This is a genomic window from Levilactobacillus namurensis DSM 19117 (genome assembly GCF_001434785.1).
GTDB classification, from domain to species: domain Bacteria; phylum Bacillota; class Bacilli; order Lactobacillales; family Lactobacillaceae; genus Levilactobacillus; species Levilactobacillus namurensis.
The window spans coordinates 23,397-37,083 of the sequence record NZ_AZDT01000055.1 but is presented as its reverse complement, the minus strand read 5'-3'; the positions used below and the strand labels follow the sequence as shown (position 1 = coordinate 37,083).

Annotated in this window: 13 protein-coding genes; 10 read left to right on the top strand and 3 right to left on the bottom strand. The window is 53.2% G+C overall.

Features of this window, described 5'->3' with window-relative positions; translation table 11 throughout:
• Positions 1-259 precede the first annotated feature (259 nt).
• Positions 260-1,204: a glycosyltransferase family 2 protein gene (locus FD30_RS08015; RefSeq protein ID WP_056944590.1), complete on the bottom strand. Its 945-nt coding sequence runs from the start codon at positions 1,202-1,204 to the stop codon at positions 260-262.
• A 225-nt stretch (positions 1,205-1,429) separates the two neighbouring features.
• Here FD30_RS08015 and wecB point away from each other — a divergent pair, with 225 nt between their 5' ends.
• From wecB to FD30_RS08000, 3 genes are read left to right on the top strand one after another with little or no spacing between them, the layout of a single operon-like run.
• On the top strand, positions 1,430-2,551 hold the full coding sequence (gene wecB / locus FD30_RS08010; RefSeq protein ID WP_056944589.1) for a non-hydrolyzing UDP-N-acetylglucosamine 2-epimerase: 1,122 nt from the start codon (positions 1,430-1,432) through the stop codon (positions 2,549-2,551).
• A gap of 14 nt (positions 2,552-2,565) precedes the next feature.
• Positions 2,566-3,417 (top strand): nuclease-related domain-containing protein, encoded by an 852-nt coding sequence (locus FD30_RS08005; RefSeq protein ID WP_024748087.1) that lies wholly within the window; start codon positions 2,566-2,568, stop codon positions 3,415-3,417.
• 11 nt (positions 3,418-3,428) lie between these two features.
• A complete protein-coding gene (locus FD30_RS08000) occupies positions 3,429-4,334 on the top strand; it encodes a YihY/virulence factor BrkB family protein (RefSeq protein WP_056944588.1) in 906 nt (301 codons plus the stop codon).
• 142 nt (positions 4,335-4,476) lie between these two features.
• On the opposite strand, the gene FD30_RS07995 is transcribed toward FD30_RS08000, so the two are convergent.
• The gene (locus tag FD30_RS07995) at positions 4,477-4,926 is read right to left on the bottom strand and encodes a flavodoxin (protein ID WP_056944587.1); all 450 of its coding nucleotides are present in this window, start codon (positions 4,924-4,926) and stop codon (positions 4,477-4,479) included.
• A gap of 193 nt (positions 4,927-5,119) precedes the next feature.
• Here FD30_RS07995 and recX point away from each other — a divergent pair, with 193 nt between their 5' ends.
• Positions 5,120-5,920, top strand: a complete 801-nt coding sequence (gene recX / locus FD30_RS07990) for a recombination regulator RecX (RefSeq protein ID WP_056944586.1) — start codon at positions 5,120-5,122, stop codon at positions 5,918-5,920.
• Between the two features lie 109 nt (positions 5,921-6,029).
• A complete protein-coding gene (locus FD30_RS07985) occupies positions 6,030-7,214 on the top strand; it encodes a serine hydrolase domain-containing protein (protein WP_056944585.1) in 1,185 nt (394 codons plus the stop codon).
• Between the two features lie 75 nt (positions 7,215-7,289).
• On the opposite strand, the gene FD30_RS07980 is transcribed toward FD30_RS07985, so the two are convergent.
• Positions 7,290-7,535 carry a YdeI/OmpD-associated family protein gene (locus FD30_RS07980; protein WP_056944584.1) on the bottom strand — a complete coding sequence of 82 codons (246 nt, stop codon included), beginning with the start codon at positions 7,533-7,535 and terminating at the stop codon, positions 7,290-7,292.
• A gap of 161 nt (positions 7,536-7,696) precedes the next feature.
• On the opposite strand from FD30_RS07980, the gene FD30_RS07975 reads away from it, so the two are divergent.
• The 5 genes from FD30_RS07975 (at position 7,697) to FD30_RS07955 (ending at position 13,168) form a co-directional block, all read left to right on the top strand.
• Positions 7,697-8,248, top strand: a complete 552-nt coding sequence (locus FD30_RS07975; protein ID WP_024748093.1) for a DUF402 domain-containing protein — start codon at positions 7,697-7,699, stop codon at positions 8,246-8,248.
• Positions 8,249-8,340: 92 nt separating this feature from the next.
• Positions 8,341-9,468, top strand: coding sequence for an AI-2E family transporter (locus tag FD30_RS07970; RefSeq protein WP_056944583.1), 1,128 nt, complete (start codon positions 8,341-8,343; stop codon positions 9,466-9,468).
• A 286-nt stretch (positions 9,469-9,754) separates the two neighbouring features.
• Complete coding sequence (tagD, locus tag FD30_RS07965) at positions 9,755-10,171, top strand: glycerol-3-phosphate cytidylyltransferase (protein ID WP_024748095.1); 417 nt, start codon at positions 9,755-9,757, stop codon at positions 10,169-10,171.
• A 70-nt stretch (positions 10,172-10,241) separates the two neighbouring features.
• Positions 10,242-11,129 (top strand): hypothetical protein, encoded by an 888-nt coding sequence (locus tag FD30_RS07960; protein WP_056944582.1) that lies wholly within the window; start codon positions 10,242-10,244, stop codon positions 11,127-11,129.
• 14 nt (positions 11,130-11,143) lie between these two features.
• Positions 11,144-13,168: a CDP-glycerol glycerophosphotransferase family protein gene (locus FD30_RS07955; RefSeq protein WP_024748097.1), complete on the top strand. Its 2,025-nt coding sequence runs from the start codon at positions 11,144-11,146 to the stop codon at positions 13,166-13,168.
• Positions 13,169-13,687: the final 519 nt, after the last annotated feature.

Here is a 13,687-nt window from a genome sequence, read left to right as displayed (position 1 = left end):
ACCAAAACGTCGCTATGGAACAGGTTAACCAGTGTTAGCCGTGAGGGCGGTCAGACAGGGCTCAGCCGTGAAATTTTCCTTGGTGAGCGTTTCTCAGCTTACCTAGGAAAAGGCCAATCTTGGAGACCCGCACTGGGGCTCCAAGTTGTGCCCACGGCGTTCCAGCCCTGTCTGACCGCCCGGTAAGGCGCTGATTAGAAGTGGCAACTAAAAAATCCCTAAAGCCCATGCAGGCCTTAGGGATGTGAAATAGTGCGGGTTACTTTTCTTCGCGAACGATGTACTTCGGTCGGTGCTTGGTTTCCAGGTAGATCTTACTGATGTACTGACCCAGGATGCCCAGGCAGAAGAGCTGAATCCCGCCAATCAGGAGAATGATGACCACTAATGACGGCCAGCCCGCGACGGATGAACCGCCGTTGGTCAGCGCGCGGACCACCACGAAGATGAGGCCAATCAGGGACAGGAAGAACGAAATACTTCCGACCCAAGTGGCCAGCCGTAGTGGGGCGTTGGAGAAATCAATGATGCCCTCGATTGAGTAGGAAAAGAGCTGACGCATGTTCCAATGCGTGGTGCCGGCCGCCCGAGGTTGACTCTCGTAGGTCAGGTAAGTGGTCTTATAGCCGACCCAACTGAAGATTCCCTTGGAGAATCGGTTGAATTCGGGCAGGTCAAGCACCGTGTTGACGAACTGGCGCGTCATCAACCGGTAATCGCGCGCGTTGGGTTCGATCCGAACATCGGAGAGGTGATTGATGACCCGGTAGAAACTTGATGAGAGAAAGGCCCGGATACGGCTTTGACCCCGCCGGTCTTTCTGGATGGTCCCGACACAGTCGTACCCGTCCTCTTCGATTAATTTAACCATCTTAGGTAACAATTCTGGGGGGTCCTGCAGGTCCACGTCCATCACGGCCACATAATCCCCGGTGGTCGCTTGGAGCCCGGCAGCTAAGGCAGATTCCTTCCCGAAGTTCCGGGAGAATGAGCGGTAGTGAACGGTCTCAGGATGAGCTTCATGCAGGGCCTTCATCTCCGCCAGAGTGTTGTCCGATGAGCCGTCGTCCACGAAGATGTATTCCGGGACAATGGTGGGCGTCGGCAAATTCATGGCGTCGATCACCTTGCTAACGGTTTGGAAAAATAGTGGAATAGACTCCTCCTCGTTATAACAAGGAACGACTAAGCTAACTTTTTTCATTTTAGACATTCCTTTCATACACGCCTAATTTTACAGCAAACAGGGGGGAATAGCCATGACAATTCCCGAACAAAGGGGTTTAGTTAAGTCGCCGTTAGACGCGATATGTTGACGCAACAGACGCGAAAAAATAGGGCGAGTTTTGCGCAGAAAATGGGGGATTTAGCCCATGATACGAGCGTATCTGCTATAATTAACGGTAATCATATCTAACGGAGGAAAAACATGACAAAACCCATAAAAGTAATGACCGTTTTTGGGACCCGGCCAGAAGCCATCAAGATGGCCCCCATCATTTTAGCAATGCAGCAGCGACCGGCGGAATTCACGCCAGTCACGGTGGTCACGGCCCAACACCGGGAAATGTTGGATCAGGTGCTTGAAATCTTCCACATTCACCCGGACTATGATCTGAACATCATGCGGCCCAACCAGACGCTAAGCGGCATCACAACGCGGGTACTCGACCATTTGGACCAAGTGTTAGACCAAGTGCAACCGGATATCGTCTTAGTCCACGGCGATACCACCACCACGTTTGCGGCCAGTGTCAGCGCCTTCTATCACCAGACCATGCTGGGGCACGTGGAGGCGGGCTTACGGACCTGGCAGAAATATTCGCCGTACCCGGAAGAAATGAACCGGCAATTAACGGATATTTTAAGTGACCTGTACTTTGCGCCGACGGAATTGTCCCGGCAGAACCTCTTGAAGCAGGCTCATCCGGATGATGACATTTACGTGACTGGGAATACGGCGATCGATGCGTTGAAGCAGACCGTGAACGCCGACTACCACCATGCGGTGATGGACGAGGTCCAAGACGGTCACCGGGTGATCCTATTGACCATGCACCGGCGAGAGAACCAGGGGGCGCCCATGCACGCCGTTCTGCACGCGATTCGGCAGGTCGTGGAAGCCCACGATGACGTTGAAGTGGTGTATCCCGTGCACTTGAGTCCAGCGGTCCAAAAGGTCGCACATCAGGAGCTCGACGGGATGGACCGGATTCACCTGATCGAACCGCTGGACGTGGTTGATTTCCACAACTTAGCGGCGCGTAGCTACCTGATCATGACCGATTCTGGTGGGGTGCAAGAAGAAGCCCCGTCTCTGAACAAACCAGTGCTGGTCCTGCGGGACACCACGGAGCGGCCGGAAGGGGTCACGAGTGGGACGCTGAAGCTAGTCGGAACGGATCCCAAGAAGGTCACACAGGCCATGGAGACCTTGCTGGACGACCCAGCAGCTTACGACCGGATGGCCCAAGCCAAGAACCCTTATGGCGATGGTCACGCAGCGGAATACATTTTACAAGCGATTCAGAAAAAGATGACGAAAAATTAATGGGGGCAATTTGAATGGCTGAGACGGCATACGACCGGGCCGAGATTAAGACGACCGAACAATTATCAGAAATTATGCGGGGGATTCACCAAAACGCACTGAAGCATCACGAACGGTTTGACTATAAGATTCTGCGGAACGTCCACTTTGCGAACAAGGTGAAGAACCCCGTGACACAAGAGATGAACGACGGGGACTCCTGGCGGGTGATGCAGATCGATAACCTGTTGGTCACCTCGTTCGGGGTAATCAACGTTGAAAGTAAGTATTGGCGGGGCATGATCTTCCACGACCTATCCGACGAGATCTTTTCGTCGAGCCTGTCGGCCTTTTCCGCGGTGAACTTGCGAGGTCGAGAGAAGGACCCCACCAAGGCGTTGACCAATCAGTTGGACCGGTTCTTCTTGCCGAACTTATCGGAGGAGAATGAGTCACTGACTCAGGGGTACACGCTGAGCCTGGAACAAGAGGGGCGTGATAAGCGGTCCGTCACGCTACATACGGGGATCAGCAACCCGGCGACGCAGGCGGAACTGTCTTCTAAGCTACTGGTCCGGTACATCAACAGTGAGATTACCATGCACAAGCAGTTGGAGAACAAGAACGACCGGATTATCGACTTTGTGAAACCACTGGTCTACTACAACTACTATGACCGCTACGACCGCAGTAACTCACTAGTGGTCGGTAACAAGACCAAGCTGAATCCACGCGATGCCTATAATTGTACGGCGGTCGCCAACTACCACGATTTAGCGACCTTTATCGAAACGTTCCGGCAAGCTAAGCGGGTCCGGTTCAGTCGCAAGACACTCGAGAAGATGATCGGCACACTTAAGTTTGCCGAAGACTACGGATCATTTTAACCAAAGGGGGGCTGACCGTGACTAAAGGGAATCGGTGGCAACAGCTGAAGCGGGTGGTGACCACGGTGTTGGCCCACTATAAGATGGCGAACGTATCCGATTCGGCAGTGGTCCTGGCGTACTACCTGTTGCTATCGTTGTTCCCCGCGTTGCTGGTAATTGGGAGTCTCTTACCCTACCTCAAGGTGGATACGGATTCGGTGCTGACGGGGTTGGAACCCATCGTGCCGTCCAGTATCTACCAGATGTTACGGCCCATCATCCATTCCTTTCTGAATGGCCAGAGTGGCGGCGTCCTATCCATTGGGGTAGTCGTCGCAATCTGGTCAGCTTCCCGGGCGGTCGCGGCCTTTCAACGGACCGTGAACCGGGCCTACGGGGTGGCGCGGAACCAGAACGCCATGGTCAACCGTATTGCGGCCTTCTTCTGGATGGTCGGGTTGATCTTAGTGATGTTCGCTTTGATGCTGGTTTTTAGTTTTAGCCAGGTCATCTTGGAACAGCTGACGCCCATCTTTAACCTGCCCACGCAGATTTTGAGCTACGTCAACGCCTTGAAGTGGCCGGTGACGTTCGTGGTAACTTTCCTGATCCTGATGATCCTCTTCTTCTTCGTGCCCAACGCGCGGTTAAAGTGGCGGTTCGTTTGGCCCGGGGCGTTGACTGCGACGGTCGGCTGGTTACTCCTCTCGCAAGCGTTCTCGTTGTATTTGAAGTACTTTGCCCACAATATCGATAGTTACAAGACCATTGGGACCTTCATCGTGTTAATGTTTTGGTTGGACTTTACGGGGATGATCCTGATGTTCGGGGCGGTCCTGAACGCCGCGATTCAAGAGCTGGTCGATGGTCCGGCGGAGGAACAGGCGGCCTTGCCGACGTTATTACGCCGCCGCGCGCATAAAGCCGAAAAATGATTGAACAGAGCCTAAAAAAACGGTCGCGACCAATAAGTCGTGACCGTTTGTCATCTCTTGAGTGGGCTGAATCGTTGTAAAATCTTTAGCATTACCCGTCAGTCGTCCCATTGCGTTTGTGTTAAAGTGGGGGAGCTGGAGGTTAACGCGTCGCTACTTGGACCAGCTGGGTCGCAAAGGCATCCAGCTGAGTAATGGCATCCTGGTCGGGTTCCAAGTTGATTTTGACGTTAGTAGCCCCCGCCTTAGCCCCCGTTTGGGCGAAAGCGGCTGCAAACTTATCGACGGACGTATTGTAGTTCTCGCCGTAGAAGGTGTCGCCGGAGCCCGCCACCCCGAAGACCTTACCGGACAGATCTAAGCCGGGCAGGTCTTCGTAAAAGTCGAGTCCTTCTTCGGGGAGGGAGCCCTCATCGTAAGTGTAAGGGCAGACCACACAGATATCGGCCTGTTGAAAGGCCGCAGCATCCGTTTGAGAGATTTCAGTTTCCGTGACCTGGCACCCCAGGTCCTCTAGTTTTTCGGTCACGATGTCGGCAACGTCTTCGTTGTTACCGGTGATGGTGGCAAAAACCACGTGGGCACGCAACATAGCAGTTCCTCCTTGGATTGGTCATGATTGCCATTAATTATAGCAGGCTAGAGGAATCGTGACTAGGAACCTTTTGAGCGAACCATGCTGTTTCCAACGAAGGGTTAATCGGCTAACCAATAACGGGTCATCAGCAGACCCTAGAATCTGAAACCTGCTAGAATAGCAGGTGACCATACAGGAGGAAGAAAAAATGGCCATAATTACCATGATTCAAGCCCAGAAACGCGCCGGGCGATATAACATCTATGTCGACGGTCACTACGCGTTTCCGGTCAGTGAGAACGTTCTGATTGACTTCCAACTGTTCAAGGGCATGGAGATCGACCAAGCCCTGGAAGCCAAGCTGACCGCCGCAGACGACGTGGCCAAGGCGTATAACCGCGCGTTGGACTATTTGTCCCAGCAGTTGCGTACGGAAAAGGAAGTCCGGACCAAGTTGGCGAGCCTGGAGATCCCGCCTGAGACCATCGATGCGACCATCGACCGGTTGGCGGAATTACACCTGGTGGATGATGCTCATTACGCCGCGAGTTACGTACGGACCATGATGCGGACCGGAGACAAGGGCCCGCGGGTCATCCGCCAACACCTCCGGCAAAAGGGCGTCTTAGAACAACCACTGGACGATGCGTTGCAACTCTACACCGCCGAAGAACGGCGTACCGTGGGGATGGCGGTCGCCCAGAAGTTGGCGAAGCGCTATCAGCGCCAAGCGTTCCACACGCAGGAACAGAAGATTCGCCAGGGACTGATTACCCGGGGCTTTGCCAGCGATGAGGCCCAGCAGTGGGTTACGGATTTGGGCTTGGAACCCGATCCGGCGCAACAGCAGGCGTTACTCGCGAAGCAGGGGGAGAAGCTCTGGCATAAGTATCGGACGTTGGGGACGTCCGATCGGCGCTATAAGACCAAGCAGGCCCTGTATCGCAAGGGGTTTGGCTTAGATGATATCGACGGTTGGTTAGAACAGCTGGATACCCAAGACGCGTAATCTTGGCGTAGGCGCATCACGAGACGTTAAAGCTGGTGGCACGACCAATTTAGCGCCAGAATTGGGTTCACGTGATTGAACGATGTAACGTAGACAGGGGGAGTCTAAAATGAAGACAAAAGTGGGGATTTTTGTCGTCGCCTTAGTCCTAGCTTTAGGACTGGGCAGTGGGTTAATGTATTGGATGAACAGTCAGGCGCAGAGTGACCCGGTCAAGGTCGCTAAGGTCAGCAGTAGTTCCGTGAGTCAAGTCAAGCCCAAGAAGCGCGCCCAGCCCAAGCGCAAGGCCACGCCGAAGATCAAGACAACGGCGGCTACGCGTAAAATCGATGCCATCTTGCGGGCTAACCGGTTCGTGGGCACGGCTTACGTGGTGCACCAGAACCGGCCCATCTACCAAAAGGGCTTCGGGTACGCGGACGCGACCCTGCAGCGGAAGAATAACGCCAACAGCGTTTACCAGTTGGCTTCGGTACAGAAGTCTTTTACGGCGGGCCTGTTGATGAAGCTGGTCGCGGAGAATAAGGTGGCCTTGACGGATAAGTTGGCCAAGTACTACCCGCAAATCACGGGGGCCCAGGAGATCACGCTGCGGGACATGTTGGACATGAAGAGTGGCTTGTACCTAGAAGCCTTCCCAAATAAGCTGACCAATGAAAATCAAATGATCAAGTTTGTGTTACAACACGTGATCAGTACGCCCAGCAAGATTGGCCGCTGGGAGTATTCACCGGTGAACTACATGCTGATTGCGGGGATCATCCAGCAAGTCAGCGGGCAAAGTTACCGGCAGTACTTCACGGAAAATATCATTCAACCGTGGGGGCTGACCCATACGGGCTTCGTCTTTAAGATGAACCACCAAGCTGATGAAGCCTTGGGGTACAAGAACCAAAACGTCAGTGACGTGGTGCCGAACTACGCCCACCGGTACTTTGAATCCCGGACGTCGATGTACTACCAATTCGGGACCGGTCAAGTCTACATGTCGGCACGCGACTTGTACTTGGGTGAACGTAACATGTTACAAGGTAAGCTGTACCCACAAGCGGACGTGAACACGCTGTTAACGCCGGGGAGTGCTTCCACCTATGGGGGTGGCGATTACATCCAACCCGGTTATATTCGGGTCCACGGCCTAGCTTACGGTTACGAAGCCACGGCTTTACTGAGCAAGGATGGTCAAGACGGTGTGGTTCTTTTGACCAACTATTACCGGCAGAATCAACTAGCCCAGACGCCTGCCGTGCAGATTTGGAACATGTTGGAAGCGGGACAACTAACCAGTAAATAGGAATCCTACGAAAAAAGGTCTCGCTACTGTCATTTGACGGGAGCGGGACCTTTTTGATGAACCACCGGGGGAAGCCTAAGCTTTGGGCCGGCTATCGTAGGCGCGTTTAGATTTGTAGCCTGCTTGGAAGACTTCGCGCATCTTGACAATGTGTCGTTGCTGGGTCGCTTGGGCTTTGACCCCGAAGATGAACCGGGCCCATTCGCGTTGGTACCCGGGGGTCAGGTTCTGGAAGAACGCCTGAAGGGTCGGGTCGTCGGCCAGGAGGTCGGCGACTTTAGGAATCAGGGGTTCGAAGCTTGCTAGGGATGCTTGTGCCATGTTAGTCACCTCATTTTTTCTTTAGTTTACCAAAAATCCGAACGGAACCCCAATGTCTTTATTGGGATTACGGGAAAGGTATTCATTAATACCCTTGAATCTGGTATAATATTGAATGAATTTTTTAAAGTTACCCGTTACTTAGAAAGTAGGGTTTAGACATGACGCGCGAAGCTAGAGGACCTAAGGAAGGCGACTTCATTACGATCAAAAGCTACAAGCATGATGGAAGTTTGCATCGAACTTGGCGCGATACCATGGTACTCAAAACAAGCGAAAACGCCCTGATCGGCGTCAATGACCATACCTTGGTCACTGAGGACGACGGGCGTCGGTGGGTGACCCGAGAACCCGCCATCGTTTATTTTCACAAGCATTATTGGTTCAACATCGTGGCGATGATTCGGGACAACGGCGTGTCGTATTACTGTAATCTGGCATCCCCCTATGTCCTGGACAAAGAAGCGTTGAAGTACATTGACTACGACCTGGACGTTAAGGTGTTCCCGGATGGCGAGAAACGCTTACTCGACGTTGATGAGTATGAAGATTTCAGCCACCGCTGGCATTACGGACCAGAAACGGACCGGATCTTGAAGGCAAACGTGTTGACGTTGGTCGACTGGATCAATCACCATAAGGGCCCGTTTTCCCAGGCGTACGTTGATCTATGGTACCAACGTTACCAAGAGCTCTTGCGGCGTTCCCATTAGGAAGGTCGGCATGGACCAGTAAGAGTTGTCTTCCGTACCACTAGGGGCCAGTCCATCGTGGCTGGCTCCTTTTTTTGAAGGAGGTGTGCGCAGTGAAGTGGGCTAACGATTCACGACTGATCTTTTGGTCGCTAGAACTGTTGATTGTAGCGACGTTGATCTGGGTGTGCACGCAGATCAGCTTCCTGTTTTCACCGATTGGGGTGTTTCTCTCCACGGTCTTCACGCCACTCTTATTGTCCGGGATTCTGTTCTACTTGCTGAACCCCATTGTCCGCCTCTTAGAGCGCGTTCACTGGGGGCGGGTCCACTTCAACCGGACGGGGGCCGTTGCCGTGGTCTTCGTGCTGTTATTGGCGGTTCTGGCGTACGGGGCGGCCTGGGTGGTGCCCCGGTTGGTGACGCAGGTGACCAACCTGATTGGCAACATTCCCGATTTCGCCCGGTCGACCGAAGCGGTCTTGCAGGACGCGGCGCGACACCCGTGGCTTAAGCAGATCGACTTCACCAAGTACCTCGACCAGATTCAAGCGGCCTTCAGCAAGTACGCTGAGACGTTCGTGACCGGACTGACCACGGGAATCGGCAGCCTGATTGGGACGGTGACCAGTGTTACGGTTACGGCCGTGACGGTCCCGGTCATGCTGTTCTACATGCTCAAGGACGGGGAGAAGCTGATGCCGGCGATTCGTAAATGGCTGCCGGCCAAGCACGCCGACCAGACCATGGAGCTATTGAAGCGCATGAACAGCACGATTGCCCGCTACATTGGCGGTCAAATCGTCGAGTGCCTGTTCGTGGGAACCTTTACGGGCGTGGGCTACATGGTGATCGGTCAGAAGTACGCGTTGCTGTTGGGCGTCTTTGCGGGCCTGTGCAACCTGATTCCGTACGTGGGGCCCTACCTGGGAATCCTACCGGCAATCATCGTGGCCTTCACCATCAGTACCAACATGGTTATTTACGTGATCGTGGTGGTGGTCATCGTCCAGCAAGTGGACGGCAACCTGGTCTATCCCAACATCATTGGCCGGTCGTTGCAGATTCACCCCTTAACGATTATCATTATCCTGTTGGCGGCGGGAAATATCGCGGGACTGCTGGGGATGATTTTGGCGATTCCGCTGTACGCGGTGGTCAAGACCATCGTCCAGTACCTCTATTCCATCTGGCAACTGGAACATCCCGTGGCGTCTGACCGCGAGATTCTCAAGAAATGACTAACGTTTGCGGTTATAAGTTGACGTGACCGCTGAATATGCTACTATTTATTTTGTTATTGGATTTTTTCACCTGTTGACCACCAGCCGGCCGCCGATTGGCCGAAACCTGGTGGCCGGTGGCGAAGAATAGCGGCTAGAGCGTTCGTGAACGCAATCTAGCCTAGAACCGCCCAGTCGAGCGCAGGTGTCAGGAAAGTGCGTCACGGGCTGGAATTGATGATTTAGATGACGAAAGCTAAAGGAGGTATGGGCGTTAAGGTTAGTGACAGACGCCCAACTTAAAATGAAAAAAGTAATTACGTATGGGACATTCGATTTACTTCATAAAGGACACGTGCGGTTGTTAAAGCGGGCCCGGGAAATGGGCGATGACTTAACGGTCTGCGTTTCGACCGATGAGTTTAACGCAATCAAAGGGAAGCGCGCCTACACGTCTTACGAAGACCGGAAGTACATTTTGGAAGCGATTCGGTACGTGGACCACGTGATTCCAGAAAATAACTGGGACCAAAAGATTCGGGACGTTCAAGAAAACAACATCGACCTCTTTGTGATGGGGGACGATTGGAAGGGCAAGTTTGATTTCCTGAAGGACTACTGTGAAGTCGTTTACTTACCACGGACGGAAGGCATCTCCACGACCAAGATCAAGCACGATTTAGGTCTGACGGATTCTGACGACTGGAAGGAAGACAAGTAACGTGATGAGGCAATCCTTAGTCAGCGACTAGGGATTTTTTCATAAGGGCGCGAATATGGAGGCAAACACCGTGCAGCAGATTATATTTTTAGTGACATCTCTGGAGGGCTTACATAAGCCGAACTTTACCAAGCAACTCAAGCAGGCCGCGCAGTACCAAGTGCCGTTAAAGGTCTTGGTCGCCTTGGTTGATTTCGAGCAGAATTGGACGGTCCGGCAATTCATTCAGCGGTTAGGTCAAGAAGATGCTCGGTTAGCGAACATTGAGGTGGTGACCTTAGCCGATATGGTCGCTGAGATGCCGGGCTTGGCCCTGACCGACCAGGAGCGGGGCGCTGTCGACCTGTCAGGTTACGACCAACGGCTCTTCGCGGACCAGAAAGAACAGGTCAAACGGTACTTAAAGGATGGGCACTTGGTCGCGGAGTTGCGACAAGAAAATGACGAGACGCCGATGGCCCTGCGCCTCTACCAAGAAGACCAAGTCGCACAGATCGAGACCTTTGGCCCCCAAGGTAACGTGGTCGGCGTCACCCACCTAGAGGGCGGCGTCCCGACCACCAGCTACCTGTTGAACAATCAGGGGCAGGCGGCCTTACGGTTCGTCCGGCACCAGCGAATGATCGAACACGTCTACAACTTAGGCAGTACGTCGGCGTTGAGTGAGACGGCCTTTAGTAACGCCAAGCAGGCCGTGATTGATGCGCATATGACGCATCGGCAACGGACCCGCGCCGAAGCGGCCAACGGTATTGACCACACGGAAGTCATTAACGCACCAGAGACCTATTACGGGGTTTTGGTCTACGCGACTTACCACCGCTTCACCGACGTATTTGCCTACTATCAGACGGTCTTAGACCGGGTGATGACCACCGAGACACGGTTGTACATTGATTTAGCCGTGAACCCGATCATGTCGGCCCGGATGCCTCACCAGCTGATCTTTAATTACTAAGGAGTTATCTCATCGTGCGTGCGATTTTATCTGGATTACATCATAAAAAGAACCTACAAGAACTGGAATTCGAACTGATCGACGTGCCGGAACCGTTCGACGACCTGATGGTGACCTTCCTCGAGAAGCAGACCCAGGCAACGGTGACCGTCCCAATCACCCGGGTGGTCAACTCCCGCGTGGTCCGGTTGCGCATCGACGCCAACGATTTACAGGTCCCCAATAGCGAGCTGAGCGAGTTCAGCTGGGAACTCTACCTGAATATTCAACAGGACGTGACCCGGGGCTTGATTCAGGTCGAGAGTGAATACTTGAGTGACCGGCACCAACTGACCCTGACCAGTTTCTACCAACTGAACAGCGACGCCAACGGGATGGCGCTCTTTAAGTTGCATACGCAACAACCCGCCGCTGAGTTCACCATCAGTGCCATCAACTTACAGGATAACCAGCTACAGATCACGGGGCCCAACCGCTTAAATAATCAGCGGATCGAACACCAGCGGCTGGTCTTGAAGAACGAAAGTGCGGGGAGCTTTGCGGAGTGGCCAATCGCCAAGATGGGGCTTCACGGACTATTCAGTGCGACGATTCCGTTGAACGAATTGGCGGCGAACAGCACCCAGGAGTTGTACATCCGCTCAACGTTTGAGGGCCAAGATCTGGATCAACGGGTCGTGTTGGGGAAGTCCTTAGCCGGACAGGTCACCCAGACCATTACCGACCAGCACCGGCTGGTGGTCCTCGAGAAGCGTTACAACAACGGGATTCGGATTCGTGAGATGGCGGCACCGAGCTTACCGCAACGCTTAGGCCACCTGCCAAGCAAGGCGGGGAGTGCCACGAAGCTGCTGAGTGTCTTGATGGAGAAGGTCAACTTAGTCTACATGCGTCGGCTCTTTAAGCGCGGACACCGGGCTTACGACCAACCAACGTTAATCTTCGAAAGTTTCGGGGGACGGCAGGTCAGTGACTCGCCGTACGCCATCTACCAACTCTTCACACAACTGTATCCGGGCTTCAAGTTCGTCTGGTCGATCGACCGGTCGCAGAAGAAGTTCTGTAAGCAAAACGGGATTCCGTTTGTGGTGCGGCGAACGGCCAAGTGGGTCCGGACGCTGGAAAAGGCGACTTTCTGGATCAGTAACGCGCGCTTCCCAGCTTGGGTCAAGAAGCCGAGCTACGTCACGTACATTCAGACTTGGCACGGAACGCCGTTGAAGAAGTTGGGGCTGGACATCGAAAACGTCTCGATGCCCGGGACCACCACGGTCAAGTACCACGCCAACTTCGTCCGGGAGGCCAACCGTTGGGATGCGTTGGTTTCACCTAACGACTACTCGACGCAGATTTTCCGGTCGGCCTTTGGCTTTAACAACCAGATCTTAAAGGTCGGGTACCCGCGGAACGATGAACTGATCAACAGTTCACCCGAAGATATCGTGGCCTTAAAGCAAGCGATGGGGATCCCGCTGGACAAGAAGGTCGTCCTTTACGCGCCAACCTATCGGGACAACCAGTTCGCGGAGAAGGGGAAGTACACCTTCGAATTACCGTTCTCTCTGGATGACTTCAAGCAAAAGTTCGGGGATGACGCGGTCTTGGTTCTTCGGATGCACTACCTGATCTCGAACGCCCTAGACATCAGTGGGTACGAGGACTTCGTGTATGACCTGTCCAACCACCCGAGCATCTCCGACCTGTACCTGGTCAGTGACATGCTGATTACCGACTACTCGTCCGTGTTCTTCGACTACGCTTACCTGAAGCGGCCAATCTTGTTCTACCCGTACGATTACCACATGTACAAGGATGAACTTCGAGGCTTCTACCTGGATTACGAGAAGGACTTGCCGGGTGACATTGCCCATGACGAGTCGGAACTGTTGACCATGATTGGTGAGAAACTCCAGACGCCGGACATGAGTCACAACCAGAAGTTCATGGACTTCTACCACCGGTTCTGTGCGATCGACGACGGGCTAAGTTCCCTGAAGGTCGTGAACTACGTGGTTCAACAAATCGAAAAGAATGGGTAATTTCCAAAAGAAAAAGGAGTTTGGGCGTTTTGTCCCAAGCTCCTTTCCTACGTTTAGTCAAGGACAGGATGGTGGAAAATGTCCGCCTTACCGGTTGGTCCTGAAGGGGCTGGAACGTGGTGGGCACGACGTAAGCCCTGAAAGTGCCAGGTCTTCAAGCTCGGCCTTTGGGTAATCCGGGAAAGAACCCCGAATAACCCAAACGACACCACTGAGCCCCTTCAGGCCCAACCTCACGGCTAAATTGAGCGTATCAAAAATAGCGTTTTCTGATGTTTAAAATGGGAAGTAACAACATGTGGGATTGTTAAAACCAACTAATCAAGCGGACCCTATTAGTCCTCAAATTAATGGCATGCGTCATCATGCACTTGATGTTACAAACGGTTGACAATTTTATTCACACAAACAACCATTGTGACTTTATCATGTTTAGGATGAGTTGTTTTAACTGATCATGGTCGTCAACAATATGGGAATCACAGTCTGTTGGCAAATCGTATTTCGATATGGTTACAC

What these genes read in the sequence shown, in the direction of transcription:
- FD30_RS08015 (WP_056944590.1), bottom strand. Translation starts at nt 1,204, where the DNA reads ATGAAAAAAGTTAGCTTAGTCGTTCCTTGTTATAACGAGGAGGAGTCT.
- FD30_RS08005 (WP_024748087.1), top strand. Translation starts at nt 2,566, where the DNA reads ATGGCTGAGACGGCATACGACCGGGCCGAGATTAAGACGACCGAACAA.
- FD30_RS07980 (WP_056944584.1), bottom strand. Translation starts at nt 7,535, where the DNA reads ATGGCACAAGCATCCCTAGCAAGCTTCGAACCCCTGATTCCTAAAGTC.
- wecB (WP_056944589.1), top strand. Translation starts at nt 1,430, where the DNA reads ATGACAAAACCCATAAAAGTAATGACCGTTTTTGGGACCCGGCCAGAA.
- recX (WP_056944586.1), top strand. Translation starts at nt 5,120, where the DNA reads ATGGCCATAATTACCATGATTCAAGCCCAGAAACGCGCCGGGCGATAT.
- FD30_RS07995 (WP_056944587.1), bottom strand. Translation starts at nt 4,926, where the DNA reads ATGTTGCGTGCCCACGTGGTTTTTGCCACCATCACCGGTAACAACGAA.
- tagD (WP_024748095.1), top strand. Translation starts at nt 9,755, where the DNA reads ATGAAAAAAGTAATTACGTATGGGACATTCGATTTACTTCATAAAGGA.
- FD30_RS07985 (WP_056944585.1), top strand. Translation starts at nt 6,030, where the DNA reads ATGAAGACAAAAGTGGGGATTTTTGTCGTCGCCTTAGTCCTAGCTTTA.
- FD30_RS07975 (WP_024748093.1), top strand. Translation starts at nt 7,697, where the DNA reads ATGACGCGCGAAGCTAGAGGACCTAAGGAAGGCGACTTCATTACGATC.